This is a genomic window from Roseovarius spongiae, from assembly GCF_003651245.1.
GTDB classification, from domain to species: Bacteria; Pseudomonadota; Alphaproteobacteria; order Rhodobacterales; family Rhodobacteraceae; genus Roseovarius; species Roseovarius spongiae.
This window is the reverse complement of record NZ_RAPE01000005.1, coordinates 56,930-83,082: the sequence shown is the minus strand read 5'-3', so window position 1 is coordinate 83,082 and position 26,153 is coordinate 56,930. Positions and strand designations below refer to the sequence as shown.

At 67.2% G+C, this 26,153-nt stretch carries 33 protein-coding genes and 2 tRNA genes; 15 read left to right on the top strand and 20 right to left on the bottom strand.

Going from position 1 to position 26,153, the window contains the following annotated elements:
• Window positions 1-2: 2 nt before the first annotated feature.
• Together clpS and zapE are read right to left on the bottom strand one after the other, a co-directional pair.
• A complete protein-coding gene (clpS, locus tag D6850_RS15565) occupies window positions 3-338 on the bottom strand; it encodes an ATP-dependent Clp protease adapter ClpS (protein WP_121168535.1) in 336 nt (111 codons plus the stop codon).
• Window positions 339-419: 81 nt separating this feature from the next.
• The gene (gene zapE, locus D6850_RS15560) at window positions 420-1,478 is read right to left on the bottom strand and encodes a cell division protein ZapE (protein WP_121168534.1); all 1,059 of its coding nucleotides are present in this window, start codon (window positions 1,476-1,478) and stop codon (window positions 420-422) included.
• Window positions 1,479-1,622: 144 nt separating this feature from the next.
• Between zapE and D6850_RS15555 the strand changes: the two genes are divergently transcribed.
• Genes D6850_RS15555 through D6850_RS15545 form a run of 3 tightly spaced genes read left to right on the top strand, consistent with a single transcriptional unit; the run spans window position 1,623 to window position 3,874 of the window.
• Window positions 1,623-2,240, top strand: a complete 618-nt coding sequence (locus D6850_RS15555; protein ID WP_121168533.1) for a LysE family translocator — start codon at window positions 1,623-1,625, stop codon at window positions 2,238-2,240.
• Window positions 2,237-2,851, top strand: coding sequence for a hypothetical protein (locus tag D6850_RS15550; RefSeq protein ID WP_121168532.1), 615 nt, complete (start codon window positions 2,237-2,239; stop codon window positions 2,849-2,851). The genes D6850_RS15555 and D6850_RS15550 overlap by 4 nt, the downstream gene beginning before the upstream one ends.
• Before the next feature lie 60 nt (window positions 2,852-2,911).
• Window positions 2,912-3,874 (top strand): acetyl-CoA carboxylase carboxyltransferase subunit alpha, encoded by a 963-nt coding sequence (locus D6850_RS15545; RefSeq protein ID WP_121168531.1) that lies wholly within the window; start codon window positions 2,912-2,914, stop codon window positions 3,872-3,874.
• A gap of 21 nt (window positions 3,875-3,895) precedes the next feature.
• Here D6850_RS15545 and D6850_RS15540 read toward each other — a convergent pair whose 3' ends face one another.
• On the bottom strand, window positions 3,896-4,543 hold the full coding sequence (locus D6850_RS15540) for a GntR family transcriptional regulator (RefSeq protein ID WP_121168530.1): 648 nt from the start codon (window positions 4,541-4,543) through the stop codon (window positions 3,896-3,898).
• Between the two features lie 51 nt (window positions 4,544-4,594).
• Complete coding sequence (locus D6850_RS15535; protein WP_121168529.1) at window positions 4,595-5,284, bottom strand: M48 family metallopeptidase; 690 nt, start codon at window positions 5,282-5,284, stop codon at window positions 4,595-4,597.
• 117 nt (window positions 5,285-5,401) lie between these two features.
• Between D6850_RS15535 and D6850_RS15530 the strand changes: the two genes are divergently transcribed.
• Both D6850_RS15530 and D6850_RS15525 read left to right on the top strand, forming a co-directional pair.
• Window positions 5,402-5,725, top strand: a complete 324-nt coding sequence (locus tag D6850_RS15530; protein ID WP_121168528.1) for a TIGR02300 family protein — start codon at window positions 5,402-5,404, stop codon at window positions 5,723-5,725.
• 85 nt (window positions 5,726-5,810) lie between these two features.
• A tRNA-Ala gene (locus D6850_RS15525) sits at window positions 5,811-5,886 on the top strand.
• Window positions 5,887-6,350: 464 nt separating this feature from the next.
• On the opposite strand, the gene D6850_RS15520 is transcribed toward D6850_RS15525, so the two are convergent.
• From D6850_RS15520 to D6850_RS15510, 3 genes are all read right to left on the bottom strand, one after another.
• Window positions 6,351-6,424 (bottom strand) — tRNA-Cys (locus D6850_RS15520).
• A gap of 136 nt (window positions 6,425-6,560) precedes the next feature.
• Entirely contained in the window at window positions 6,561-8,066 is a 1,506-nt protein-coding gene (gene dacB, locus D6850_RS15515; RefSeq protein ID WP_121168527.1) for a D-alanyl-D-alanine carboxypeptidase/D-alanyl-D-alanine endopeptidase, read from the bottom strand.
• A gap of 56 nt (window positions 8,067-8,122) precedes the next feature.
• On the bottom strand, window positions 8,123-8,752 hold the full coding sequence (locus D6850_RS15510; RefSeq protein ID WP_121168526.1) for a nicotinate-nucleotide adenylyltransferase: 630 nt from the start codon (window positions 8,750-8,752) through the stop codon (window positions 8,123-8,125).
• A 91-nt stretch (window positions 8,753-8,843) separates the two neighbouring features.
• Here D6850_RS15510 and D6850_RS15505 point away from each other — a divergent pair, with 91 nt between their 5' ends.
• Together D6850_RS15505 and ettA are read left to right on the top strand one after the other, a co-directional pair.
• The gene (locus tag D6850_RS15505) at window positions 8,844-10,706 is read left to right on the top strand and encodes a putative bifunctional diguanylate cyclase/phosphodiesterase (protein WP_121168525.1); all 1,863 of its coding nucleotides are present in this window, start codon (window positions 8,844-8,846) and stop codon (window positions 10,704-10,706) included.
• Between the two features lie 91 nt (window positions 10,707-10,797).
• Window positions 10,798-12,453, top strand: coding sequence for an energy-dependent translational throttle protein EttA (gene ettA, locus D6850_RS15500; protein ID WP_121168524.1), 1,656 nt, complete (start codon window positions 10,798-10,800; stop codon window positions 12,451-12,453).
• Window positions 12,454-12,528: 75 nt separating this feature from the next.
• Here the strand turns inward: ettA and D6850_RS15495 are convergent, their stop codons facing one another.
• Window positions 12,529-13,074, bottom strand: a complete 546-nt coding sequence (locus D6850_RS15495; protein ID WP_121168523.1) for an REP-associated tyrosine transposase — start codon at window positions 13,072-13,074, stop codon at window positions 12,529-12,531.
• 226 nt (window positions 13,075-13,300) lie between these two features.
• Here D6850_RS15495 and D6850_RS15490 point away from each other — a divergent pair, with 226 nt between their 5' ends.
• On the top strand, window positions 13,301-13,507 hold the full coding sequence (locus tag D6850_RS15490) for a cold-shock protein (RefSeq protein WP_121168522.1): 207 nt from the start codon (window positions 13,301-13,303) through the stop codon (window positions 13,505-13,507).
• A gap of 160 nt (window positions 13,508-13,667) precedes the next feature.
• Here D6850_RS15490 and rpmE read toward each other — a convergent pair whose 3' ends face one another.
• The 11 genes from rpmE to ffh all read right to left on the bottom strand — a co-directional run bounded on the left by rpmE (window position 13,668) and on the right by ffh (window position 20,230).
• Window positions 13,668-13,889 carry a 50S ribosomal protein L31 gene (gene rpmE, locus D6850_RS15485; RefSeq protein WP_121168521.1) on the bottom strand — a complete coding sequence of 74 codons (222 nt, stop codon included), beginning with the start codon at window positions 13,887-13,889 and terminating at the stop codon, window positions 13,668-13,670.
• 11 nt (window positions 13,890-13,900) lie between these two features.
• Window positions 13,901-14,284, bottom strand: a complete 384-nt coding sequence (rplS, locus tag D6850_RS15480; protein WP_121168520.1) for a 50S ribosomal protein L19 — start codon at window positions 14,282-14,284, stop codon at window positions 13,901-13,903.
• A 286-nt stretch (window positions 14,285-14,570) separates the two neighbouring features.
• A complete protein-coding gene (gene trmD, locus D6850_RS15475; protein WP_121168519.1) occupies window positions 14,571-15,326 on the bottom strand; it encodes a tRNA (guanosine(37)-N1)-methyltransferase TrmD in 756 nt (251 codons plus the stop codon).
• A gap of 45 nt (window positions 15,327-15,371) precedes the next feature.
• Entirely contained in the window at window positions 15,372-15,530 is a 159-nt protein-coding gene (locus D6850_RS15470; RefSeq protein WP_121168518.1) for a DUF1328 family protein, read from the bottom strand.
• 81 nt (window positions 15,531-15,611) lie between these two features.
• Window positions 15,612-16,139, bottom strand: coding sequence for a ribosome maturation factor RimM (rimM, locus tag D6850_RS15465; protein ID WP_245964210.1), 528 nt, complete (start codon window positions 16,137-16,139; stop codon window positions 15,612-15,614).
• Window positions 16,140-16,205: 66 nt separating this feature from the next.
• The gene (gene rpsP, locus D6850_RS15460; RefSeq protein ID WP_121168516.1) at window positions 16,206-16,604 is read right to left on the bottom strand and encodes a 30S ribosomal protein S16; all 399 of its coding nucleotides are present in this window, start codon (window positions 16,602-16,604) and stop codon (window positions 16,206-16,208) included.
• Between the two features lie 48 nt (window positions 16,605-16,652).
• Window positions 16,653-16,949, bottom strand: a complete 297-nt coding sequence (locus D6850_RS15455; RefSeq protein ID WP_121168515.1) for a chorismate mutase — start codon at window positions 16,947-16,949, stop codon at window positions 16,653-16,655.
• Window positions 16,942-17,547 carry a GNAT family N-acetyltransferase gene (locus D6850_RS15450; protein WP_121168514.1) on the bottom strand — a complete coding sequence of 202 codons (606 nt, stop codon included), beginning with the start codon at window positions 17,545-17,547 and terminating at the stop codon, window positions 16,942-16,944. The genes D6850_RS15455 and D6850_RS15450 overlap by 8 nt, the downstream gene beginning before the upstream one ends.
• A 1-nt stretch (window position 17,548) precedes the next feature.
• Window positions 17,549-18,073, bottom strand: a complete 525-nt coding sequence (locus D6850_RS15445) for a GNAT family N-acetyltransferase (protein WP_121168513.1) — start codon at window positions 18,071-18,073, stop codon at window positions 17,549-17,551.
• Window positions 18,070-18,603, bottom strand: a complete 534-nt coding sequence (locus D6850_RS15440; protein ID WP_121168512.1) for a GNAT family N-acetyltransferase — start codon at window positions 18,601-18,603, stop codon at window positions 18,070-18,072. Before D6850_RS15440 ends, D6850_RS15445 begins: the two co-directional genes overlap by 4 nt.
• A gap of 118 nt (window positions 18,604-18,721) precedes the next feature.
• On the bottom strand, window positions 18,722-20,230 hold the full coding sequence (gene ffh, locus D6850_RS15435) for a signal recognition particle protein (RefSeq protein ID WP_121168511.1): 1,509 nt from the start codon (window positions 20,228-20,230) through the stop codon (window positions 18,722-18,724).
• A 296-nt stretch (window positions 20,231-20,526) separates the two neighbouring features.
• Here ffh and D6850_RS15430 point away from each other — a divergent pair, with 296 nt between their 5' ends.
• Both D6850_RS15430 and D6850_RS15425 read left to right on the top strand, forming a co-directional pair.
• A complete protein-coding gene (locus D6850_RS15430) occupies window positions 20,527-21,408 on the top strand; it encodes a LysR family transcriptional regulator (protein ID WP_121168510.1) in 882 nt (293 codons plus the stop codon).
• Window positions 21,405-22,313, top strand: a complete 909-nt coding sequence (locus D6850_RS15425; RefSeq protein WP_121168704.1) for a DMT family transporter — start codon at window positions 21,405-21,407, stop codon at window positions 22,311-22,313. The genes D6850_RS15430 and D6850_RS15425 overlap by 4 nt, the downstream gene beginning before the upstream one ends.
• Before the next feature lie 139 nt (window positions 22,314-22,452).
• Here D6850_RS15425 and D6850_RS15420 read toward each other — a convergent pair whose 3' ends face one another.
• On the bottom strand, window positions 22,453-22,788 hold the full coding sequence (locus D6850_RS15420; RefSeq protein ID WP_121168509.1) for an ArsR/SmtB family transcription factor: 336 nt from the start codon (window positions 22,786-22,788) through the stop codon (window positions 22,453-22,455).
• 493 nt (window positions 22,789-23,281) lie between these two features.
• On the opposite strand from D6850_RS15420, the gene D6850_RS15415 reads away from it, so the two are divergent.
• The 5 genes from D6850_RS15415 (at window position 23,282) to D6850_RS15395 (ending at window position 25,978) form a co-directional block, all read left to right on the top strand.
• Window positions 23,282-23,647: an AtpZ/AtpI family protein gene (locus D6850_RS15415; RefSeq protein ID WP_121168508.1), complete on the top strand. Its 366-nt coding sequence runs from the start codon at window positions 23,282-23,284 to the stop codon at window positions 23,645-23,647.
• A complete protein-coding gene (locus D6850_RS15410; protein ID WP_121168507.1) occupies window positions 23,637-24,422 on the top strand; it encodes a F0F1 ATP synthase subunit A in 786 nt (261 codons plus the stop codon). Before D6850_RS15415 ends, D6850_RS15410 begins: the two co-directional genes overlap by 11 nt.
• A gap of 86 nt (window positions 24,423-24,508) precedes the next feature.
• Window positions 24,509-24,745, top strand: a complete 237-nt coding sequence (locus tag D6850_RS15405) for a F0F1 ATP synthase subunit C (protein WP_121168506.1) — start codon at window positions 24,509-24,511, stop codon at window positions 24,743-24,745.
• An 89-nt stretch (window positions 24,746-24,834) separates the two neighbouring features.
• The gene (locus D6850_RS15400; protein ID WP_425452401.1) at window positions 24,835-25,416 is read left to right on the top strand and encodes a F0F1 ATP synthase subunit B'; all 582 of its coding nucleotides are present in this window, start codon (window positions 24,835-24,837) and stop codon (window positions 25,414-25,416) included.
• Window positions 25,417-25,420: 4 nt separating this feature from the next.
• A complete protein-coding gene (locus D6850_RS15395; protein ID WP_121168505.1) occupies window positions 25,421-25,978 on the top strand; it encodes a F0F1 ATP synthase subunit B in 558 nt (185 codons plus the stop codon).
• Window positions 25,979-26,153 lie beyond the last annotated feature (175 nt).

Below are 26,153 nucleotides of genomic sequence, written 5' to 3'. Positions count from 1 at the left end.
ACCTATTCCCGTTCCATCGTGCATTGCAGCGGATGCTGGTGCCGACGGGCGAAATCCATCACCTGCGCCACCTTGGTCTCGGCGATCTCGTGGCTGAAGACGCCGACGACCGCCACGCCCTTCTTGTGCACGGTGAGCATGATGTCGAAGGCCTGTGAATGGGTCATCCCGAAGAACCGTTCGAGCACGGCGACCACGAATTCCATCGGCGTGTAATCGTCATTGAGCAACAGCACCTTGTAAAGCGGCGGCCGCTTGGTTTTCGGGCGCGTCGCGACGACGACGGACGTGTCGTCGTCATCCGATGGTCTGGACTGGATATGCGGGTGTCGGTGCATGAAGTCTCGGGGTCGATGGTTTGACGACTCTATATAACCTCGGGGGACGGGGTGAAAAGGGGGGCGGCGTCCTGCCGCGCGTCACCCCGTCGCCCAGTCCTCGGACTGCATCTCGCGCAGGCGACTGGCGGTGCGGTCGAATTCGAAACTGCCCTCGCCCTCGACATAGAGATACTCGGGCGGCGCCGCGGCCGAGCAGATCAGTTGCACGCGCGCCTCGTAGAGCGCGTCGATCAGGGTCACGAAGCGTTTGGCCTCGTTGAAGTTGGACCGCCCGAGCTGCGGGATGTCGTCGAGCACCAGCACCCGCGCGGCGTCGGCGAGCGCGAGGTAGTCGGCAGGGCCGAGCGGCCTGCCGCAGAGATCGTAGAACGAGGCGCGCGCCACCCCGTTGTGAAAGGCCGGGATCTCGACCGCGCGTTTTTGCACGATGAGCGTGTGCGGCGCGGCCTCGCCGCCGGTCAGGTCCTGCCAGATCGCGTTGATCGCCGCGCGGCTCTCGGCGTTGACGGGGGTGAAATAGGTCTGGCTGCCCGCGATCAGGTCCTGCCGGTAATCGGTAGGCGAGGCCAGCTCATGCACGACCATGCGGTCGCGGATGAGATCGATGAAGGGCAGGAAGAGTTGCCGGTTCAGGCCGTCCTTGTAGAGGTCTTCCGGCACGCGGTTCGACGTGCACACCACCACGACACCTGCCGCGAAGAGCGCCTCGAAGAGACGGCCCACGATCATCGCGTCGGTGATGTCGGTGATCTGCATCTCGTCGAAGGCGAGCAGGCGCACCTCCTGCGTGACCTTTTCGGCCACCGGGGCCAGCGCGTCCTCTCGTCCGGCCTGGCGCGCGGCGTGCATGCCGGCGTGGATTTCCTGCATGAAGGCGTGGAAATGCACCCGGCGGCGGGGCGCGTCGATGGAGTCGACGAAAAGGTCCATCAGCATGGACTTGCCACGCCCGACGCCGCCCCAGAGGTAAAGCCCCTTGGGCGGCTCGGGCGGCTTGCGAAACCATCCCTTGCGCGCGGGGGCGGCGAGCGCGGCGCGGATGCGCTCGAATTCGGGCATCACGGCCTCCTGCGCCGGATCGCGGGTCAGCCTGCCCTCGTCGACGAGGCGGTCATAGAGTTGCGGCATCGTTTCCATGCGCCCCCGCATATCCTGCACCGCGCCGATGGGAAAGCGGCAAGGCGCAAGCGCCTTGGGCGCCGCGCGAGACCGGCGTGAAAATTCGCGGAGAGATCGCAAAAGGTGTTTCCATCGCGCTCCGGGTTGTAGGAATGTGCCCGCATGTCACTGGAAATCCTCCCGGCGCTGGTCGCCTTCTGTTTCGTGGGCGTCATCACGCCCGGCCCCAACAACCTGATGCTGCTGGCGTCGGGGGCGAATTTCGGGTTCCGCCGCACCGTACCGCACATGCTGGGCGTGGGGCTCGGGATGCCGGTGCTGGTGATCCTGGTGGGCCTTGGCGTGATGCGCATTTTCGATCTGTGGCCCGTCGTGCAGGACATCCTCACGGTGGTGAGCGTGCTTTACCTCTTTTGGCTCGCCTGGAAGATCGCCAACGCCGCCCCGCCGCCCGAGGCGGGCGCGCAGGCGCAGGCGGGCACGCCGCTGACCTTCCTTCAGGCTGTCGCGTTCCAGTGGGTCAACCCCAAGGCGTGGTTCATGGCGCTTTCGGCGATCACGCTCTACGCGGGCGGGCGGGACTTTGCCGGGCTGCTCTGGATCGCGGCCGCCTATTGCGCGGTGGCGACGATCAGCACCACGAGCTGGACCGCGCTGGGCCAGCAGATACGCCGGTGGCTGGCCACCCGCGCCCGGCTGCGGGCGTTCAACTGGACGATGGCCGCGCTGTTGGTGGCGTCGCTGATCCCGGTGCTGTGGTCCTCTCCCGGGCCGGTATGACGCTTACGCTCTTGCACACTGCCGAAACGCACCGCGCCACGTTCAACGCGCTGCGTGACAGGATCGCGCCGGGGGCGAAGATGTCGCATCTGGTTCGCCCCGACTGGCTGGCCCGCGCGCGAAACGGCGTCGACGTCGCGCTGGAGGACGAGATCGCGCGCGCTGTCGCGGATGCGCCCGGGCGGGTCTTGTGCAGTTGCACCACCCTCGGCCCGGCGGCGGCGAAGACCGGCGCGCTGCGCGTCGACGCGCCGATGATGCAGGCGGCGGCGCAGGGCGGCGGAACCATACTCATGGCCTATTGCCTGCACGCGACACGAGAGCCCAGCCTGGCGCTGCTAGGATCCGCGATATCCTCGGCCGGGAGCGGCGCAGTCGCACGCCCCCTGATGATCGAAGGAGCATGGCCGCTGTTCGAGGCGGGAAACACCAGCGGGTTCCATATCCGCATAGCCGAAGCGGTCGCGCAGGAGGCCGCGAACATTCGTGATCTCGGCAGCATCGTGCTGGCGCAGGCGTCGATGTCCGATGCGGCGAAGTTTCTGGACGGGATCGGCGTGCCGGTGCTGACTTCGCCGGAACTTGCATTGCGCGCGGCGCTCGGTGGCTGAGCGATTGCATTTGCTCTGCGCGATAGGCATATATCGCGGACGTTTGCCACGGAGTTCGCGATGACCAACTACCTCGACTTCGAAAAGCCGCTCGCCGAGATCGAGGGCAAGGCCGAAGAGTTGCGCGCGATGGCCCGCGCGGGCGAGGGCGTGGATGTCGAGGACGAGGCCGGCGCGCTCGACAAGAAGGCCGCCAACATGCTGCGCGATCTCTACAAGGATCTCACGCCGTGGCGCAAATGCCAGGTCGCGCGCCACCCCGAGCGGCCCCATTGCAAGGATTACATCAAGGGGCTGTTCACCGAATACACGCCGCTGGCGGGGGACCGGAACTTTGCCGACGATCACGCGGTGATGGGCGGGCTGGCGCGCATCGACGACCGCCCCGTCATGGTGATCGGCCACGAGAAGGGCAACGACACCAAGTCCCGGATCGAGCGCAATTTCGGCATGGCCCGCCCCGAAGGCTACCGCAAGGCGATCCGCCTGATGGAGATGGCCGGCAAGTTCGGCCTGCCGGTGATCACGCTGGTGGACACCCCCGGCGCCTATCCCGGCAAGGGCGCCGAGGAGCGCGGCCAGTCCGAGGCGATCGCGCGTTCGACCGAGGCCTGCCTGTCGATCGGCGTGCCGCTGGTTTCGGTCATCATCGGCGAGGGCGGATCGGGCGGGGCGGTGGCCTTCGCCACCGCGAACCGGGTCGCGATGCTGGAACATTCGGTCTATTCCGTCATCTCTCCCGAAGGCTGCGCGTCGATCCTGTGGAAAGATTCCGAGAAGATGCGCGAGGCCGCCGAGGCGCTGCGCCTGACCGCGCAGGACCTGCGCAAGCTCGGCGTCGCCGACCGCATCATCGAAGAGCCGCTGGGCGGCGCGCACCGCGACCCGGACGTGACGATCGATTCTGTCGGGAAAGCGATCCTGACGATGCTCGACGATCTGACCGGCAAGGACGGCAAGACGCTGATCCAGGAGCGACGGCAGAAATATCTCGACCTCGGCACGACCGGACTCGCGGCCTGAACGGCGCCGGAGCGCGGCGTATCAGCCCGTCAGCATCCGCAAGCCCTGCGTCACATCCGAACGCACGGCGAGCCGCAGCCCCGGTTCGTCCCCCGCTTTCAGTGCGGCGATGATCAGGCGATGGAAATGCGGCGGATCCTGCCGGCGCAGGCGGCCGTAGAGCGCGCGCATCGTCGGCCCCAGCTGCAGCCATACGGTTTCGGCCATCGCCAGTATCGCCGGCGCCTGCGCGCGCAGGTAGAGCGTGCGGTGAAATTCGAGGTTGCGCCGGATATACCCCACGGCGTCCTGCCGCGCGATTTCATCGGCGATGCCGGCGTTGATGGCGGTCAGCCGGTCGATCAGCGCGATATGCGCGCGGGGCAGCGCGCGGCTCGCCAGTTCGACCTCGAGCAGCGCGCGCAGGGCGGCCAGTTCCTCGATCCGGTCGTCACTGAGCTCGGGCGTGGAGACCCGGCCGGAACTGCTGAGCGTGAGCGCCCCTTCGGCCACCAGGCGGCGCAGCGCCTCGCGCGCGGGCGTCATGGAGACGCCGAATTCGCGCCCGATCCCGCGCAGGGTCAGCGCCTGTCCCGGCGCGATCTCGCCATGCATGACGCGGGTGCGCAGCCCGCGATAGACGCGGTCATGGGCGGCGGGACTGGGGTCGGGGCGCGGGTTCAGCAGCATGACGGGTGTGTGATCACAAATCGCGCGGCGGTCAACTGAAACCGCCCGGCGTCAGTCAAAGCGATACCTGTGCAGTCCTGCGCCATTGACGCGCAGCCATTTCCTCGGCTCGGCATATCCGGGCATCAGGCGTTCCACCGCTCCCCAGAAGGCGGGCGAATGATCCATGTGCCGCAGATGCGCAACCTCGTGCGCGGCGACGTAGTCAAGCACTTCGGGCGGGGCGAGGATCAGCCGCCAGGAATACATCAGCCCGCCATCCGCCGTGCACGACCCCCAGCGCGAACGCGTGTCGCGCAGCGTAATCCGGTCATAGTCGCGCCCCAGCGCGTCGGCGTGGCGGTCCGACGCCTCCGCCAGCCGTTCGCGCGCCAGCGTCCTGAGCCACGCCCGCACCCGCGCGCCCGCCGCCTCCGCGTTGCCCGGCACCAGCAGGCGGCTGCCCTCCGCCAGCACGCGCCGCCCATTGCCCGGCGCCAGCGTCAGCATCCGGCCCTCGACCGGAAGCTGCGCGCCTAAGGATACGACAACCTCGGGCTCCTGCCGCTCGAGCTGCGATTCGAGCCAGCCCTGCTTGGAGCGCGCGAAATCGAGCGCCTCGCGCTCGGGCAAACCCCGCGGCAGCGTCAGCGTCACCCGCCCGTCCAGCGCCGAGACGCGCAGCGAAATCCGCCGCGCCCGTGCGGAGCGACGCAGGACAAGCGGGATCGGGGGGTTGCCGGGAAGGATATGCTGGCCCATATGACCTCCTGAAACGGAACCGCGCGCAAGGGACGCAAAGCCTTTGACACCTCCTGCCCGTTATGGCAGGGGACGCGGATCGCCCGCAAGGTATGTCAGACTCAGAGGGGATCACCCATGCCCAAGGAAGAATGGGGCGTCAAGCGCCTGTGCCCAACGACCGGCAAACGCTTTTACGACCTGAACCAGGACCCGATCGTCAGCCCCTACACCGGCGAGGTGGTGGAGCTGGAGAAAGGCAAGTCGCGCTCGATCAAGGCAGACGCCGAGGACGCCGAGACCAAGAAGATGAAGGAAAAGGACGCCGACAAGGTCATCGACGACGACGATGAAGACGTCAATGTCGACCTCGGCGACGACGTGCTCGAGGATGATGACGACGATGCGGATGTCTCGCTCGACGAACTGGCCGACGTTGCGTCGGAGGACGACGACAGCTGAGCGGGCGCGCGGCGGGATTTTTCGCTTGAACCCGCCGGCGCCTTTGCCTAACTAGCGGCGACCGGGCGACGCCGCCCGGACAAAAGGGGCCTTAGCTCAGCTGGGAGAGCGCTTGCATGGCATGCAAGAGGTCAGGGGTTCGATCCCCCTAGGCTCCACCATCCCACCTTTTGACGTTGAAGCTTTCGCAAACGCCTTGAAAGAAAGGCGGGTTCATCGGTTCGATAGCCCGGATCCGACGAGCGCCGCAGAGGTTCTGCAACGGACAGCCTGATTGCTGTCTCTCGAAAGCCGAACTGTTCTATATAGAGAGGTCTCCGGGGCTTTCCAAACCTAAGCGTCGTCCCGATAAACTTCTCTAGCCTGCATTTCAGTGACACGATTCGAGTAGATTTTTCGGCCATGAGCAACTTCGCGCGCTCGGACCTGGCGATCTTGCCTCGATAACGCATTCGAATCCGATCCGGTCAGACCGGGTCGTCCGGCATGGCGCTCCAAAACCCTGCTTCCGAAGATCTGATCTGGTTGCGACGAGGAAAAAACAAAACGGGTCGTGAAAGAGTGGCGGGCTGCGCAGCAGCGCCCGATGCGGCAAGCCACCAGCCCACTAAGCTACTAAAAAGATTGGAGGCGAGTACCGGAATCGAACCGGTGTACACGGATTTGCAATCCGCTGCGTAACCACTCCGCCAACTCGCCGCCGGGTGGTGGTCACGCTGGATTAGCGGATCGCCTTGGCCGGCGCAAGCGGGATCGGGCGCTCGGCGCGCGCTGGTGCGCTCCGCGCGAGATCCGCGGGCTCGTCGATGTCCCCGGGGCCGAGTACGAAAGCGTGTTATCCTCCGTAGACCGCGTCCCAGCGTTCGATCAGCTGTTGTTGCAGCCGCTTTGATCGCCTGTTCCACGCCGCCGCGCCGGGCGGGCGGTCCGACACCTCGCCATTCAGCGCCTCGCGTTGCGCCTCGTTGCCGGTCAGGATCGCGAAAGCCAGCCGCCGCCCGCCGGGGCCGGTCGCGTAGCCCGAAAGCGTGCTGACGAAGTAGAGCGTTCCGGTCTTGGCCAGCACCTCGATCGGGTGGTTTCGGTCGATGCGCCCGTTCGCGTCGCGCATCTTGAACGGTTTGAGCAGCGGAGCGAGCCCCCGCGCGCGGTCCACCCGCGCCATTGCCCGCGCCAGCGCCTCGGCGCTCAGCCGCGAGCCCGCGCCAAGGCCCGAGTGATCGACCAGCTTCGCGCCCCTCATGCCCAGTTCGCTCTGCGCCCAGGCCGACATCTCGCGCCCCGACGCCGCGAGAGAGCCGACCTTGCCGCGCCGCGCGACCGTTGCGGTCATGCCGACCAGTTCGGCGGTCAGGTTGTTGGAGTATTTCAGCATGCCGCGCAGGATGTCGTGCAGGGCGATGCTTTCGTGGGTGACCAGCGCCTTGCCTTCGGGCGGTGTGCTTTGCACCTTGGGCGGGTCGAGCCTGATCCCGTGCGCGCGCGCGAAGGTTGCGAACACCTCGCCGGCGTAGCTGGCCGGATGCCGCACCGGAAGCCAGCGGGAACCGCTCTTGCCCAATGCCGACCTGGCGACGGTCCATTCGTCGTGGTCGCCCGCGTTGCGATAGGTATAGACCGGCGCGGCGCGGTTCGCGATGCTCATCCGCGCCACCCGCACCTCGGGGCGATACTTGGCCGAGCGGGCGTCCATGTCGACGGTATAACCGTTGTCCTCGCGCACCCATTGGAAATGCACGCGGTTGAAGTTCAGGTTGATGCCGGACAGCGACGGGTTGTAACCGACATGGTCGGGCTGGCCCTCGTCGATGACGCGCACATAGGGCAGCGCGCCGCTGTAGACGCGAAAATCGCCGGTGACGCCGTGAACGCCGGCCTTCTTGAGGTCCGCGGCCATGTCCGCCAGCGCATCGGTATCGAGCACGGGATCGCCCCCCCCGGCGAGCACCAGGTCGCCGTCGATGGCGCCGTCCCTGACCGGGCCGGTGGCGATCAGCCGCGTGCGGAACCGGTAGTCCGGCCCCAGTGCGTCAAGCGCATAGAGCGTGGTCACCATCTTGGTGACGCTCGCCGGCGGAAATCCCACGGTGGCGTTGCGCGTCTCGAGCAGCGCGCCGGTCTTCTCGTCGATGACGGCATAGCCGACCCGGCCGCCGAGCCGGGCCGCATCGATCAGGTCCTGCGGATCGGGCGCGCTCGGGGGGCGCGCGGCGGCGTTGCGCAGGCCGGCGGGGCGCAATTGCGGGCGTAGCGAAACCGCGGGCGCGCCGGCCTCTGCGGCGACGGCGAATCCCGCAAGCGCGGTGGTCAGAAAGGCGCGGCGTGAGAATTCCCTGGACATGGCCGGAGTAAAGCCCAGCTTGGCGCGACAGACAACTGCCGAACCAACGTTCAGGATCACGATTTGTGGCGGTCGTCCTGCCCCGGCCAAGTTCCGCCGGCGCGCAGCTGTGTCGACGAAATGGCCAGCATCGGCACGTTGATGAAACACCAGGCCGGGGGCTCCATCATCGCAAGGCGGCGGCTCTGCGCCGCCGGGAGCCGGTGCGCCGCGTAAAGCCGCGCCATGCGCGAGGACCGCGCCGCCGCCCGCGCGCCCGGTCGCGCCAGCACGCCGATCGGGACCATCTCCATGATCTGCCGCCAATCCTGCCATTGGTCGAACTGCGCCATGTTGTCCGCGCCCATGAGCCAGACAAAGCGCACCCGCGGGCAGGCGGCGCGCAGCGCGCGCAGCGTCTGCGCGGTGTGGCGCGACCCGATCTGCGCCTCGACATCGCTTACATGCACGTCCGGACGGCGCGTGATCGCGCGCGCCGCCGCCAACCGGCGCGCCATCGGGGCGGGGCCGCGGTCCTTGAGCGGGTTGCCCGGGCTGGCCAGCCACCAGACCGCGCCGAGCCCGAAGCGACGCAGCGCCTCGCGCGTGATATGGACGTGCCCCGCATGCGGCGGATCGAACGACCCGCCCAGGAGGCCGACAGTCTGGCCGGGGCGCGCCGGCGGCAGGTCGAGGGCGTGCGGCACGCGATGAAACTCCTTAAATTCTACGGATTTTTATCCGGATACCCTGTCGAAAGCCACCCGATATTAAGGCGTTCCGTCCAGCCTTGCGGTGATGACGGATGCAATGGCGGACGCGACATTGGGCAAGGTTCACGATCCCCCCGGACAGGACGCCGCGGCGGTCAGCGCCGGGATGGAGCGTGTCGGCCTGCCGCGGCTGGTGCTCGACCATATGCGCGACGGCGTGGCGCTGCTCGATTTCAGGGGGCGCGTGCAGTGGATGAACCCCGCTTGCGAGCGGCATGTCGGCTGGTCGCTGAAAGAGGCGCGGGGTCGCAACCCGCAGGAGTTGATCCTGCCGCCCGGCCAGCGCCCCTCGCCCGAGGAGATCGCCGCGTTCCGCTACGATCCCTGCGCCTCGCTCTTTGGCCGGTATCGCGTCACGCAGCATATGCGCAAGGATGGCAGCCTGTTCTGGAACCAGCAGAACCATGCGCTGATCGACCTCGGGCCGGAGCCCGAGCAGAAGCTGGTGGTCGTGACCTGCCGCGACATATCGGACCAGGTCACGACGCAGGCGGCGCTGCAACGGGTCACGGACGACCTTGACCATGCCGCCCATCACGACGCCCTGACCGGGCTCGCCAACCGCAAGAGGCTGTCGCGCTTCCTCGCCAGCGCGGAGGTCGCGCGGCATATCCGCGCGGGCGATATCGGCGTGCTGCAACTCGACCTCGACAAGTTCAAGGAGGTGAACGACACGCTTGGCCACGCAGCCGGCGACGCGGTGCTGCGCCATGTCGCGGCGGGGTTGCGAAAGGTCGCGCGCGCCCGCGACCTCGTCTGCCGCACGGGGGGCGACGAATTCCTGCTGATCGCCCTCGGGCTTGGGTCGGCCAAGGCGCTCGGGACGCGGGCGGAGATGCTGATCCGCGCGATCGCCCGCCCGCTCAACTGGAAGGGGCAGGCGATCGATGTCGGCATTTCCATCGGCGCCAGCATGCCGCCCCGCGGCGCCGCCGCGCGGAACGGCGCGGGCGAAACCCTGATCCAGCAGGCTGACCAAGCGCTCTACAGCGCCAAGGAGGAAGGGCGTGGGCGCGTGGTGTTCTACTGCGAACGCCTTGGCCGTCGCTACAGGGCGCGCCTGCAACTCAACCGCGATCTGCGCAAAGCCGTCGCGACGGACCAGTTCACCGTGCATCTGCAACCGATCCTCGATCTTGCCAACCACCGCGTCACGGGCTGTGAGGCGCTGCTGCGCTGGGACCACCCCGAGCGCGGTCTTCTACCGCCATCCGAATTCCTGACCGCCGCCGACGCCGCGCATTTGCTTCCGGAGATCGACTACCTGTCGATGAACCGCGCGCTTGACGCGCTGGCGCGGCTGCGCGCGGCGGGTTTCGCGGAGATGACGCTGTCGCTCAACGTGTCCAGCTCGATCCTCGCGGATGTCAATTATCCCGCCCTGCTCGACTGGGCGCTGCAATCGCGCGGGCTGCCGCATGACGCGGTCTGCGTCGAAATCCTCGAAACGATCATGGTGGACGGGCGCGACGCGGACGCACAACGGGCCGTCGCGCGGCTGCGCCAGCTCGGCGTGCGCGTCGCGCTCGACGATTTTGGAACCGGCTACGCGGGCCTTGCACACATGTCCGCGATCGAGGTCGACGCGATCAAGCTCGACCAGTCGATGATCCACCGGCTCGCAGACGATCCCCGCTGTCGCGTCATCACGCGCGCGGTCATCCGGCTTTGCGCGCTGCTGGGCATGGACGTGATCGCGGAGGGCGTCGAAACAAGCGCGCAGGCCGATATCCTGCGGCGCGCCAAATGTCCGCTCATCCAGGGCTATGTCCTGGCCCGCCCGATGCCCGTTTCGGACCTGATCGGCTGGCTGCGCGCCAACACGCCGCTTTCGTCCCTCCCGCCGCCCGCGCAGCCGGGCGCGGCTCGCGAGCGCGCCGAACGCTGACGCCCTGCGCCGCGCCCCAACTCCGGGTTTGAATTCGCCCGCGCCGGGGGTTACATGGCTGGAACCCTTCGCTTCAGTCAGGAATCCCGTCATGGCAGCCAATCAGTACGTCTATCACATGCAGGGCGTCTCCAAGACCTATCCCGGCGGCAAGAAATGCTTTGAGAACATTCACCTGAGCTTCCTGCCCGGCGTCAAGATCGGCGTCGTCGGCGTCAATGGCGCGGGGAAGTCCACGCTGATGAAGATCATGGCCGGCCTCGACACCGATTTCACCGGCGAGGCCTGGGCCGCCGAGGGGGCCGAGGTGGGGTATCTGCCGCAGGAGCCCACGCTCGACCCCGCGCTCAGCGTGCGCGACAACGTCATGCTGGGCGTCGCCGCCAAGAAGGCCAAGCTCGACCGGTTCAACGAACTGGCGATGAACTATTCGGACGAAACCGCCGACGAGATGGCGCAGCTCCAGGATGAGATCGATTCCGAGAACCTCTGGGATCTCGACAGCCAGGTCGACGTTTCCATGGAGGCGCTGCGCTGCCCGCCCGACGACGCGGACGTGAGCACCCTCTCGGGCGGTGAAAAACGCCGCGTCGCGCTCTGCAAGCTTTTGCTCGAGGCGCCCGACATGCTGCTGCTGGACGAACCCACGAACCACCTCGACGCGGAAACCATCGCCTGGCTGCAACAGCACCTGATCGACTACAAGGGCACGATCCTGATCGTGACGCACGACCGCTATTTCCTCGACGATATCACCGGCTGGATCCTCGAGCTCGACCGCGGCCGCGGCATCCCCTACGAGGGCAACTATTCTTCGTGGCTCGAGCAGAAGGCCAAGCGGCTCGCGCAGGAGGCGCGCGAAGACAAGTCCAAGCAGAAGACGCTCGAACGCGAGCTTGAATGGATGCGCCAGGGCCAGAAGGCGCGGCAGGCGAAATCCAAGGCCCGCATCAAGGCCTATAACGAGATGGCCAGCCAGTCCGAGCGCGAAAAGCTGGCGCGCGCGCAGATCGTCATCCCCTCAGGGCCGCGGCTCGGCTCCAAGGTGATCGAGGTCGAGGGGCTGAAGAAGGCGATGGGCGACAAGCTCCTTATCGAGGATCTGTCGTTCTCTCTGCCGCCCGGCGGCATCGTCGGCGTGATCGGCCCCAACGGCGCGGGCAAGTCGACGCTCTTCCGGATGCTGACCGGGCAGGAAAAACCCGACGCCGGAACGATCGAGTATGGCGACACGGTCGATCTTTCCTATGTCGACCAGTCCCGCGACGACCTCAAACCGGACGAGACGGTGTGGGAGGCGATCGCCGACGGCCAGGACGTCATCAAGCTCGGCGACGCCGAGGTGAACGCGCGCGCCTATTGCGGCGCCTTCAACTTCAAGGGCGGCGACCAGCAGAAGAAGGTGTCGCTGCTTTCGGGCGGTGAACGCAACCGCGTCCACATGGCGCGGCTTCTGCGGTCCGGTGGCAACGTGCTGCTGCTTGACGAACCGACCAACGACCTCGACGTCGAGACGCTGCGCGCGCTCGAGGATGCGCTGGTGGATTTCGCCGGCTGCGCCGTGGTCATCTCCCACGACCGGTTCTTCCTCGACCGGATCTGCACGCATATCCTCGCCTTCGAGGGCGACGCGCATGTCGAGTGGTTCGAGGGCAATTTCGAGGATTACGAGGAAGACAAGAAACGGCGGCTGGGGGCCGACGCGCTCGAGCCGAAGCGGTTGAAGCACAAGAAGTTCGCGCGGTGAGAATGTAGGGTGGGTTTTCAACCCACCATCCGACGACGATCCGCCGCGTCCGGCAGGGTGGGGTGAAACCCCACCCTACGCACGGCGCAGGCGCATTTCGCGGTGCATTGAAGAATACGGCCAATCCTCGGGCTGCGCGACGAAGCCGTGCTTCACCGGGTTCTGCCAGCAATACGTCACCAGCGCCTCGTATTCCGCCGCGGAACGCACGTGGTGCTCCCAGAACCTGCGCTGCCAGATACCTGCGTCTCCCTTCCGCGCCTTGCTGGCCGACTTGCGTAGGGTGGGGTTCCACCCCACCGCATGCCCCGTCCGTTTCGCGTTTTCAGGATGAAACCCGGCCCTGCAATCATCCCGCAGACTGCGGGTGAACCGCGCCTTGATCGCGCCCCAGCGCACGGAATAATCCGCATCCCCCTCCGGCAGCGTCCATACCGCGTGCATATGATCCGGCAGCACGACCCACGCATCGACGTGAAACGGCCGCGCTCGGCGCGTCAATCCGACGGCGCTGCGGAGGCGGTCGATCTCATCGACCAGAAGCCGGTCGCCCCGCGCCGCGAGGCAGACGGTAAAGAAGATGCACGCGCCGGGCATGCGGGGGCGGAAATAGGCCGACATGCCGCAACCAGACGCGAATATGGTTAACGTAGGATTACCCGCGCTCGGCGTTCATCCGCCCATGCCTTGCGCAACCCCTTGCAATACCGTGCCGTTCCACGCATATAGGGCGTTGCGACGTTACCGCTATCGACCATCTGCTCCTTACGGCTCAGTCCATCGATCTTGCTATGACGAGCCAGGCTGCCGCACTACCGCGGGCAGCATTTGAAGAAGGAAGAAACGGATGGCCCAAGGCACCGTCAAATGGTTCAACGCAACTAAAGGCTTCGGCTTTATCGCACCCGACACGGGCGGCAAGGACGTTTTCGTCCACATCTCCGCTGTCGAGCGTGCAGGCCTCACCGGTCTTGCCGACGACCAGAAAGTGACGTTCGACGTCGAAGCCGGCCGCGACGGCCGCGAATCGGCGACGAACCTCGCGCTGGCATAAGCCAACACCGGGCCGCACGGCCCAGTCATGACACGGATCAGGGGCCTTCCGGGGCCCCTTTTTCATGCGCCACGGGCCGCGTCCCCGGATCACGCCGTCCCTGAACGAAAAACGCCGCCCCGATTGGGGCGGCGTCGCTTCACTGTCCTGTGGCCGGGGTTCAGAACCCGAGGCCTTCGTATTTCTTCTTGAACTTCGACACGCGACCGCCGGTGTCCATCAGGCGGCTGCTGCCGCCGGTCCAGGCCGGGTGCACGCTCGGGTCGACGTCGAGCGAGAGCGTGTCGCCCTCGCTGCCATAGGTCGAGCGCATCTGCACCACGGTGCCGTCGGTCATCTTGACGTCGATCATGTGGTAATCGGGATGGATGTCTTTTTTCATCTCGCCGCTCCTTATGCTTCCGCGCCCGCCTTGGGCTTGTAGTTGGCCACTTCCGCGATCCGGGCAGATTTGCCCCGGCGCGTGCGCAGATAGTAGAGCTTCGCACGGCGCACGCGGCCGCGACGGACCACGGTGATGCTGTCGATATTGGTGGCATAGAGCGGGAAGACGCGCTCGACGCCCTCGCCGAAGGAAATCTTGCGCACGGTGAACGTTCCGGCGATTCCGCTGCCGTTCTTGCGGCTGATGCAGACGCCCTCGAAGTTCTGAACGCGGGTGCGGGTTCCTTCCGTCACCTTGTAGCCGACGCGCAGGGTGTCGCCGGCCTTGAAGTCGGGAACGGTCTTGCCGAGTTCGGCAATCTGTTCCGCTTCGATCTCAGCGATAATGTCCATCGCCAGTCTCCTTGAATGCTTGCGGTTTCGATCCGCAAAGTGTTGTCGCGTTCCCAGAGCTCTCGGCCTTCGTCCGGGTTCCCGCCGCTTCCGCGACAGACCCGCCAGAGGTTGGATCGTCGTTGCCTTTTTCGCTGCCTTCCGGCGCGTCCGTCCGCCGCGCGCCCTGGCTCCTTGATCGCTCCGCTCGAAGATGGCGGGAATCGGCAGGCTCCGGCGCGGCCCGGACTGCGCGCGGTAAACCAGAACCGGACGCGCAAATCAAGGGGCATCGTCGCCGTCGCGCTCAGTCCTCGGCGCCCCCCGTCGCCCGGCGCCACGCCCGCCACAGGTCGGGGCGCCGCGCGCGGGTAAGCGCCTCGGCCTCGGTCTGCCGCCAACGGGCGATTTCGGCGTGATTGCCCGAGAGCAGCACCGGAGGAATGGCGCGGCCCCGCCATTCGGCGGGCCGGGTATAGTGCGGATGTTCGAGCAACCCGTCGGCGTGGCTCTCCTCCTGCGCGCTCGCTTCATTGCCGAGCACACCGGGGCGCAGGCGCACGACGGCGTCGATGATGGCCTGCGCCGCGATCTCGCCGCCGGTCATGACGAAATCGCCGAGGCTTACTTCGGTTGCGCCGAAATGGTCGATGGCCCGCTGGTCCAGCCCCTCGAACCGCCCGCAAATCAGTGTGACGCCCGGCTTGTCGGCGAGGTCCTGCGCCATGGGCTGATCGAAGCGGCGACCCCGCGGGCTGAGACAGATAAGCGGCGCGCCTTCGGGCATCTCCGCCTGCGCCGCCTCGATCGCCGCGCCCATCACGTCGGCGCGCAGCACCATGCCCGCGCCGCCGCCCGCGGGCGTGTCGTCGACGTTGCGGTGTTTGCCGATGCCGAACCGGCGCAGATCGGTCGTGCCGAGGCTCCAGAGCCCGGCCTTCAGCGCGCGGCCCATCAGGCTCTCACCCAGTACCCCGGGGAACGCCTCGGGGAAGAGTGTCACGACCTGCGCCCGCCAGACGGGGGCGGGCGGGTCTGCGTGGGATTGCGGCGCGTTGCTCATGCGAGGGGGCAATACCCCCCACCGCCGCCCCTGCCAAGCGGTTTGCTACAGCGCGAATACTCCCAGCGCCATCAGGAGCAGCACCACCAGCGCCACGACGATCAGCAACTGCGCCAGCGAGAGCGCGACCCCCGAAATCCGCCCGAGGCCGAGCAGCGCCGCGATCGCGGCGATCGCGAGAAGGGTGATAATCCAGCCGAGCATAGCAATTCCTTTCAATGGGCGCGCCGGCGCCGGCGCGCGGATTGCAGTGCGAACGCGGTTCAGGGGCCCAGGGTTCCCGGCTCAGCGCGTGTCGTCCTCGGGAAAGACGCCCTCGGGCGGGTCGGCCACGATGCGCCCTGCGCGAAGGTCGACGGTTGGCACGGCGGCGCGGGTAAAGGGCAGCAGCGCGGTTTCCGCCGCGCCCGGCGTCTCGATCTCGAGCAGGTCGGACGCGCCGTGGTTCAGCACCGCGCGCACGGTCCCGAGCGGCCTGCCGCCGGTGTCGAAGACCGCGAGCCCGACCAGGTCGGCGTGGTAGAATTCGTCGTCCGGCAGCGTGGGCAGGCGGGCGCGCTCGGCATAAAGGCGCAGACCGCGCAGCGCGTCGGCCTCCTCTTTCGTGGCGACCCCGCTCAGGCGCGCAGTAAACCCGTTGCTGGCCTGCCCGGTGAGGGTGACGGTGAAGGACCGGCTGCCGTCCTCGGTGGTGAGCGGGCCGTAGGCGGCGATATCCTCGGGCGTGGCGGCAAAGCTCTTGAGCCGCACTTCGCCATGCACGCCGAAGGCGCCGGCGATGGCCCCGATGCAGATCGTCGACTCGTCGCTCACGGTCCTTGCCCTCCGCCTGGGCCGCATGACTCGCCCCCGAAGCATGCCGGGGGCGGGGGCACAGCCTTATTCCTCGGCGCCGGCCTCTTCGGGGGCCTCGGCCGGGGCGTTCTTCGCCTCTTCGGCCGCGGCGGCCTTGGCGGCGCGTTCCTCGGCGCGTTCGGTGGCCTTCTTGCCGGGCGCACCCTTCTTGGGGTTGTTGCGCTCGGTCTTTTCGCGGACGCCGGCGTTTTCCAGCATGCGCGCGATCCGGTCGGTCGGCTGCGCGCCGTGGTCAAGCCAGTGCTGGATGCGCTCGAGGTTCATCTTGACGCGCTCTTCGCTGTCCTTGGGCAGAAGCGGGTTGTAGGTGCCCAGCTTCTCGATGAAGCGGCCGTCGCGCGGCATGCGCGAATCAGCGGCGACGATGCGGTAGAACGGGCGCTTCTTGGAGCCGCCGCGGGCGAGACGAATTTTCATGGCCATGTGATTTCTCCTGTCTATGGCGTGGGTGTGGCGGGGTGAAACCCCACCCTACGATTGGTGTTTCTGGTGGTGCCGGATGACTTCGGCGATGATGAAGTTCAGGAACTTCTTGGCGAATTCCGGGTCGAGATCGGCCCGCTCCGCCAGGTCTTCGAGCCGTGCGATCTGCGCCGCTTCGCGGGCGGGATCGGACGGGGGAAGGTCGTGCTCGGCCTTGAGCTTGCCAACGGCCTGGGTGTGCTTGAACCGCTCGCCCAGCGTGTAGACAAGGATCGCGTCGAGGCGGTCGATGCTCTCGCGGTGCTCCCTGAGAAGGCCCGCGGCGATGTTGAAACTGTCAGTCAACGGGCATCCCTCCGGCCTGGAAAAGCGGGTCGCAATAATGACCGATCTCGAGCTCAATCCCGTCGCGCAACTGCCCGGAGCGCAGCCGCTCCGGCGGCGGGTGGCGATAGACCGCGTCGTGGCCGTCGATCGTGTCGGCGTCGTGATCCTTGATCGCGCCAAGCCGTTCGGCCAGCCGGATGCTGTCGAGGTGGCGGGGGTCGATATAGCTCACCGCGCCGTCCCAGCCCATTTGCTCGTAAAGGTAGTCACGCGCCGCATGCGTCGCCTCGAGGGCGTAACCGCGCCCGGCCTCGCCCGGCCAGATGATCCAGGCGATCTCGCGCTCGGGCCAGCCGGCGGGCGACCAGCCGCCGGCCATGCCGAGCGTGCGCCCGTCTGCGCGGGCGTGGATCATCCACATGCCGTAGCCGCGGATCGCCCAATGCCCGATTTCGGCGGCGTAGAGCATCCACGCCTCGTATCGGTTGAGCGGCCCGCCCATGAAGCGCGAACGGTATGAGCTGAAGGTCGCCTTGAAATCGGGGTAGTCGTCCGGTTCGGGCCCGCGCAGCACCAGGCGGCGGGTCTCGATGACGGGGATGGCGGGCGTCGTCATGTCAGGCCCCTCCCACGGTCGGATGCCGGTAGATCCGGCAGGGCGCGCCCAGCAGCGTCGCCTCGCGCTCGAAACTGGCGCCCAGACGTTCGGCGAGCCTGAGCGAGCGCGTGTTCCCGGCGTCGATATAGGAAATCACCCCGTCGAGCCCCTGGTGACGCGCGGCGTAGGCGCGCGCGGCGTAGGCGGCCTGGTAGGCGTAGCCCTGCCCCTCGAACCCATCGAAGATGTGCCAGCCAAGCTCGGGCTCGTGCCAGCCGTCGTTGAGGATCATCCCCACCCGGCCCGCGACGCGGCCCGTTTCGCGGTGTTCGACCACCCACATGCCGTAGCCGCGCAGCACCCAATGGCCCATGCCGGCAAGGAACGCGCGCCAGCAGGCCCAGCGGTCATGCGGCCCGCCGACAAAGCGCGCGCGCTCGGAGCAGCCGAAATCGGCGATGGCGTCGAAATCGCTTTCGCGGTAGCCGCGCAGCAGCAGATCGGGTGTCTCCACGACCGGGATGGCGACGAGGGGCATGGTCATGCGCCGCACTCCTCCGGCCCCGGGTGGCGATAGAGCATGTCCTCGCCCATATGAACGTTCCGGTAGGTGCGCTCGTACCGCGCGCCCAGCCGTTCGGCGAGCGCGATGGAACGGGCGTTATCCGGCACGATGTTCGAGGTGAGCGTGGCGAGACCCAGATCCTCGTAGGCCCAGCGTCGCGCCCGCTCTGCGCCCTCGCGCGCGATGCCGCGCCCCTCGTAGCCCTCGAAGACCACCCAACCGAGTTCCGGCTCGGGCCAGCCCTCGGGGTTCCAGATGCCGGTCATGCCGCAGGCGTCCCCGGTCTCCTTCCACTCCATCGTGAAATAGCCGTAGCCGTGCAGCGCCCAATGGCCGAGATTCATCGCAAACCAGCGCCACGCCTTCGGGCGGTCGGGCTCTGCGCCGAAGCCCTCGGCGCGCACCGGATCGGTGAGGAAGGCGACATAGGCGTCGATGTCGCGCGCCTCAGGCACGCGCAGGATCAGCCGCTCGGTCGTCAGCCGCGGGGAGGGAAGCGAGAGGCTCATGGCGTGACCCTGCCCAGGTCGCGACAGACGCGGCGCGTCACCCCGGATGCGCGCGCAGGCCGCAAGCGCCCGACAAGGGCGCATTGGGTGAGAAGGGAAGAGGCCCGTCGCATCACGCTCATTTCTTCTTGCCAAAGCCCGAGAGGCCGGGGGGCAGCCCGCCGCCGTCGAGGCCCGGCAGGCCGCCGCCGGGCATCCCCTGTCCCATCTGCTTGGCGGCCTGTTCCAGCGCCTTGGGGTCCATTCCGGCGGCCATTTCCTCGGGCGAGGGGCCGCCCTTGCCGAACATGCCTTTCATGGCCTGTTTCAACATGCCGCCTTTCCCCATCTTGCCCATCTTCTTCATCATATCGCCCATCTGGCGGTGCATCTTCAGAAGCTTGTTGAGCTCGCTGACTTCCTGCCCGGCGCCGCGCGCGATGCGTTTCTTGCGGGACGCCTGCAACAGCTTGGGGTTGGCGCGTTCCTTCTTGGTCATCGACTGGATGAGCGCGATCTGCTGGACGATGATTCGGTCGTCGAACCCCGCCTCCTGCACCTGCTTGGCCATCTTGCCCATGCCGGGCATCATTCCCATCATGCCCTCCATGCCGCCCATCTTCTGCATCTGTTCAAGCTGCATGCGCAGGTCGTTCATGTTGAACTGACCCTTCTGGAAACGGCGCATCATGCGTTCGGCCTGTTCGGCCTCGATGGTTTCCTGCGCCTTTTCCACGAGGGAAACGATGTCGCCCATGCCGAGGATGCGGCCCGCGATGCGCTCGGGCTCGAAGGTCTCGATGGCGTCCATTTTCTCGCCCAGGCCGACGAAGCGGATCGGCTTGCCGGTCACCGCGCGCATCGAAAGCGCCGCGCCGCCGCGCCCGTCGCCATCCATCCGGGTGAGCACCACGCCGGTCACGCCGATCTTGTCGTCGAATTCCTCGGCCACCTCGACGGCGACCTGCCCGGTCAGGCCATCGACCACCAGCAGCGTCTCGCGCGGGTTCACGGCGTCGCGCACCGCCGCCGCCTGGGCGATCAGCTCCGCGTCGATATGCAGCCGTCCGGCGGTGTCGAGCATGTAGACGTCATAGCCGCCCAGCCCCGCCTGCGTCCGGGCGCGCTTGGCGATCTGCACCGGATCCTCGCCCTTGACGATGGGCAGCGTATCCACCCCGATCTGCGTGCCGAGGATCGCGAGCTGCTCCATCGCCGCCGGGCGGTTCACGTCGAGCGAGGCCATCAGCACGCGCTTGCCCTCGCGCTCCTTCAGGCGCTTGGCGAGCTTGCCGGTGGTCGTCGTCTTGCCCGACCCCTGCAGCCCGACCATAAGGATCGGCGCGGGGGCGTTGTCGATCTTGAGCTTGCCGGGATCGTCCTCGCCGGTGAGCACGTGCACCAGTTCATCATGAACGATCTTGACGACCTGCTGGCCCGGCGTGATGGATTTGGTCACCGCCTGCCCGGTCGCCTTCTCCTGCACGGCCTTCACGAAGTCGCGCGCCACGGGCAGCGACACGTCCGCCTCGAGCAGCGCGACGCGCACCTCGCGCAGGGCGGTCTTGACGTCGTCCTCGGACAGCGCGCCCTGCTTGGTCAGTCGGTCGAAGACGCCTGAGAGACGTTCGGACAGGTTTTCAAACATCTCGAAGGGCTCCTCTTGTCGCCGCGTTCAGGGTCTGACCCATCCGAACGTAGGAAGGGCCGGTTCAAATGCCAATCTCCCCCGTGGGCGCAACGCGCTGACGGAGGGCGATCCCGGCCCATTGGCCAAGGGACCGGAAGCATGACGGACTCCCGGAATTGGGCGGCTTCTAAGGGGCGCGCGCGGCCGAGTCAAGCACCTGCGCGCGCGAGCGCGCGGGCGCGTTCCGTCCTTGCATCCACGCACCGGTTGGCGGTTTAAGGGGCGGGGTCGTCGATATTTGCACAAGGTCAGCGATGGACAGCTGGGACGAAGTCAGGACAGCCTACCACGTGGCGCGCGTCGGCACCGTTTCCGGCGCGGCCGAGGCGCTGGGCGTGCATCACGCGACCGTCATCCGCCATGTCGACGCGCTTGAGGCGCGGCTGGGCGTGCGGCTTTTCCAGCGGCACGCGCGCGGCTACACCCCGACCGAGGCGGGCGCGGACCTGTTACGCGTGGCGACCGCCACGGACGAACAATTCGCCCAGCTCGCCGGACGCATCCGGGGGCGGGGCGAAGCGGTGAGCGGCGAACTGGTTGTCACCTCGCTCGGCGCGCTGAGCTATCTGCTGGTTCCCGTGCTGACCGCGTTCCGCCGGGCGCATCCCGGCATCGTCGTGCGCTACCTGACGGACGAGCGGCTCTTCCGGCTGGAATACGGCGAGGCGCATGTCGCGATCCGCGCCGGCAGCGCGCCCGATCAGCCCGACAACGTGGTCCAGCCGCTCCATACCCAGCGCGTCGCGCTGTTCGCGAGCGCGGACTACATCGCGCGGCACGGGCGCCCCGGGGGCGTGGCGGACTACGCCGCCCACCGCTTCGTGAGCGCGGACGACCCCGAAGCGCGCGCCCCCTTCGCCCGCTGGCTGCGGGACAACGTGCCGCCGGAGGCGATCGTCTTTCGCAGCGGCGACGTCCACGCGCAGGCCCGCGCCATCGCCGAGGGGGCGGGCATCGGCTTCCTGCCGCGAAGCCGGGCGCGCGAGATGGGCGCGCTGACCGAGGTCCATCCGCCGATGGAGGAATGGACAGCGCCGCTCTGGATCGTGACCCACGTGGATCTGCACCGCACCGCCAAGGTGCAGGCCTTCGTCGCGTTCCTAAAGGAGCGCGCGGCGGTATGGAGCGGCGCATGACCCGCGCCCTGGCCGGCCATCTGGCGATGCTCTGCTTTTCGGGGTTGATCGCCGGGTCCTTCGCGCTTGGCTCGATGGCGGCCAATCACATCGCCCCGGCGGCGCTGACCGCCGCGCGTTTCCTGATCGCCGCCGCGCTGGTCGGGGCGGCGGCGCTTGTGACCACCGGCCTGCCGCGCCGGGCCTTCGCGGCGCCCTGGCGCTATCTCGTGCTGGGCGGCGCGATGGGTCTCTATTTCGTGCTGATGTTCGAGGGGCTGAAGACCGCGCAGCCGGTCTCGGCGTCGGCGGTGTTCACGCTTACCCCGATCCTCGCGGGCGGCTTCGGTTACATCCTGCTGGGACAGGCGCCGACGCGACGCATGGCGCTGGCCATCGGGATCGGCGCGCTGGGCGCGCTGTGGGTGATCTTCCGCGCCGACCTTACCGCGCTGCTCGCGCTCGAGGTGGGGCGCGGCGAGGTGATCTATTTCTGGGGCTGCGTCGCGCATGCGCTCTATATCCCGCTGGTGGGCCGGCTGAACCGGGGCGAACCGGCGATCGTCTTCTCCTTCGGCACATTGGTGGCGGCGGGGCTGATCGTGGCGGCGGCGGGCGCCGGCGACATCATCGCGACGGACTGGGCCGCGCTGCCCGCGATCGTCTGGATCACGCTGGTCTATATCGCCGTCTTCGCCAGCGCGGTCACCTTCGTGCTGGTGCAGTTCGCCTCCCTGCGCCTGCCAAGCGCCAAGGTCATGGCGTATACCTACCTCACGCCAAGCTGGGTGCTGCTCTGGCAGGCCGCGCTCGGCCATGCGCTGCCGCCGGCGCTGATCCTTGCGGGGGTCGCGCTCACCGTGATCGCGCTGCTCCTGCTGCTGAAGGACGAGCACCCCGGCTGGCGCGCCGCTGAGCGGAGATAATACGCGCCACGGAACCGGAACCGCCGTGACGAGTTGTCCCGCCATACATGAAACGAAGGGACGCCTCATGCGCAGCATTATCTACCTTGTCGGACTGGTCGTAATCGTTCTGGTCATCGTGCAGTTCGTTCTCTGACGCTCAGTCCGCGTCGTCGCCGGGCAGTTCCGCCTGCAGGAAACGCTCAAACGCGTCGAGGTTGACCGGCTCGAACTGGCCGAAACCCTGCATCCAGACGGATGCGGGCTTCAGCGCGCCCGGCTCCAGCTTGCACCATTTTACGCGACCGCGCCGTTCCTGCGAAATCAGGCCGGCGCGCTCGAGTATGCCGAGATGCTTGGAAATCGCCGCGAGGCTCATCTCGAACGGGTCGGCCACGTCCGTGACCGCCATGTCATCCTCGAGCAACATCGCGAGGATCGCGCGGCGCGTGGGATCCGACAGCGCGGAGAACACAAGGTCGAGCGGTTGAGCCATGGCCCGGGGTAGCGCCTTGTTCCGCTCCCGGTCAAGACGGCCGGAGGCCTTTCACCCACCGCAAGACGTCGCTGCCGCGCCGAAAGGCTCGCGGCGGGACGCATCAGCGTTAAGGCACATCGTGGTTCTGGACAGCTTAACCGAAAATGAGAAACCGGGCCGCGCCGTGACCGGGAGGACTATTCCGTTTTCACGCACGGGGGCAAGCGGGCCGCGCATGCGCCGGTTTCGGTCATGGTGCTCCGCGATCCCCGTCCGGCGACGGGCTGAACCGCCCCTCGGCGCCCTATGCTCAACCTGATGGTTGAATATCATCCTTCGGCCATTGCGGGCGGAACGCCGCGCCGAGAGCGCTTTCCGTCGCTTTGGGTTCTCTCGGTAAATATGTACGGATTCAACATCTTGTCCCGATCGGACGGCCCGCCGCTGCGCGCTTGACTCAGGGCTCGCGCCCGCATAGCACTGTGCCGGACGTTCCGTGGGGGATAGGCGCGTGAGTGACCCTGACCAGGCAGAGCGGCTGCGACGGCTCGAGGCGAAGATTAACGCGTTGAAAGGGCCGAAGGAGGTTCGCAAGCACACGGACGAAAGCTATTCCCAGGCGCATCTCGCCTGGCGGATGGTGACGGAAATGGTGGCCGGTCTGCTGATCGGCTTTGGCATGGGGTATGGGCTTGACCGCCTGTTCGGGACGATCCCGATCTTCCTCGTGATCTTTACTTTGCTGGGCCTCGCGGCGGGCATCAAGACGATGATGCGCAGCGCGAGGGAAATCCAGCGGGATCAACAGGCCGGCACGGCCAGGGACAATGGGGCCGCGGATGCGGGCCCGGACGAGAGGGCAAGACATGGCGACTGAAGCTGGGGCCGCTGAAACCGGACACGAGCTCGTCTTTCATCCGATGGATCAGTTCATCGTGAAGCCGCTGTTCGGGGATGGGCCGGTGGGGCTCTTCACCGTGACCAACGTGACGCTGTGGATGGCGATCACGATTCTCGCGACCATCGCGCTGCTGGTGCTCGGCACCTCCAAGCGCGCGACCGTGCCGACGCGGACCCAGTCGGTGGCCGAACTCTGCTACGGCTTCGTGCACAAGATGACCGAGGACGTGGCGGGCAAGGACGCGCTGCCGTATTTCCCCTACATCATGACGCTCTTCGTGTTCATCGTCTTCTCGAACTTCTTCGGGCTCATTCCCGGCGCGTTCACCACCACCAGCCATATCGCGGTGACCGCGGTGCTGGCGATGCTGGTGTTCCTGACCGTGACGCTGATGGGCTTCTTCAAGCACGGGCTGGGCTTTCTCGGTGTGTTCTGGATCAGTTCCGCGCCGCTCGCGCTGCGCCCGGTGCTGGCGCTGATCGAGGTGATTTCCTACTTCGTGCGCCCCGTCAGCCACTCGATCCGGCTTGCGGGGAACATGATGGCCGGCCACGCGGTGATCAAGGTCTTCGCGGCCTTCGCGCCGATGATCCTGATCTCGGTCGGGGTGGGCATCGTGGTGACGCCGCTCAGCATCCTGACGATCGCCGCGATCTACGCGCTCGAGGTTCTGGTGGCCTTCATCCAGGCCTATGTCTTCACGATCCTCACCTGCGTCTATCTCAAGGACGCGCTGCATCCGCATCACTAGGGCGGCGGGTCGAAGACCCGCCATACGGACAACCGCGGGACATCCCGCATGAATGAACAACCAATTCCATCGTAAGGAGAAATCAAATGGAAGGTGACGTCGTACAAATGGGCGCCTATATCGGCGCTGGTCTGGCCTGCACGGGCATGGGCGGCGCGGCCGTCGGCATCGGTCACGTCGTGGGCAACTACCTGTCGGGCGCGCTGCGCAACCCGTCGGCGGCCAGCGGCCAGACCGCGACCATGTTCATCGGTATCGCGTTCTCGGAAGCGCTGGGGATCTTCTCGTTCCTCGTCGCGCTCCTGCTGATGTTCGCCGTCTGATCCAGCGGAAACCCGATCCTTACGGGCCGCGCGGGGGCGCAGCCGCCCCCGCCGGCGCAACTGGAAAGTTTCCCTAGGAGGATGTCGAGATGGCAACCGAAACCATAGCCGCCGCCGAATCGGGCATGAGCCCGCTGGAGCTCGAAGAGGCCGGCAAGTGCATCGACGCCCATGGCGGCGCGATCGGCATGCCGCAGCTTTGCGTCGACTGGATGGGCAACCAGATCTTCTGGCTGCTGGTCGCGCTCGTCGTGATCTTCTTCGTGCTCAAGCGCGTCGCATTGCCCCGCATCGCGGCGATCCTCGCCGAACGCCAGGGGACGATCACCAACGACATCGCCGCCGCCGAGGATCTCAGGGCCAGGGCCGTCGAGGCCGAGGAAGCCTATAACAAGGCGCTGGCGGATGCGCGTTCTGACGCACAGAACATCGTCGCCCAGACCAAGGCCGAGATAAAGGCGGAGCTTGACGAGGCGATGGCCAAGGCCGACGCCGAGATCGCCGCGCGCAGCGCGGAGGGCGAAAAGAAGATCGCCGAGATCCGCGCCAACGCGCTCGAAAGCGTCAAGGACGTCGCCAAGGACACCGCCGAGGCCATCGTCGCCGCAATGGGCGGCAAGGCCGACGGCAAGACCATCGACGCCGCGGTCGCGTCACGGATGAAAGGGTAGCACGATGCGCAAATTCGCCATTCTCCTGGCCCTGACCTCCGCCAGCCCGGCCTTCGCCGCGACCGGGCCGTTCTTCTCGCTGGGCAACACGAACTTCGTCGTGACGATCGCGTTCCTGATCTTCATCGGCTTCCTCGTCTATCTCAAGGTGCCGGGGCTGTTGGGCCGGATGCTCGACAAGCGCGCGGACGGGATCAAGTCCGAACTCGACGAAGCCCGCGCGCTGCGCGAAGAGGCCCAGACCCTGCTGGCCAGTTACGAGCGCAAGCAGAAGGAAGTGCAGGAGCAGGCCGATCGTATCGTCACGCAGGCCCGCTCCGAGGCGGCAAACGCGGCCGAGCAGGCCAAGGAAGACCTGAAGAAATCGATCGAGCGCCGGCTGCAAGCTGCGGACGAGCAGATCGCTTCGGCCGAGGCGGGCGCGATCAAGGAAGTGCGCGACCGCGCGGTGACCATCGCCGTCGCCGCCGCGCGCGAGGTGATCGCCAAGCAGATGACCGCCGCCGAAGGCAACAAGCTGATCGACGAAGCGATCGAAACGGTGGACGCCAAGCTGCACTGACGCCCGACCATTCGCACAGCCAAAGGCCCGCGCCCGAAACGGCGCGGGTTTTTGCGTCCTCCCGCCCCGGCAGGTCAGCGCCGTGAGCCCCGCGTGTGCGCAGCCATGGCGAAGGCGTTGGAATTAGCGGAGCCCCGGTCAGCGCCCATCGAAGCGGCGCCAATGAAAGGGGGCC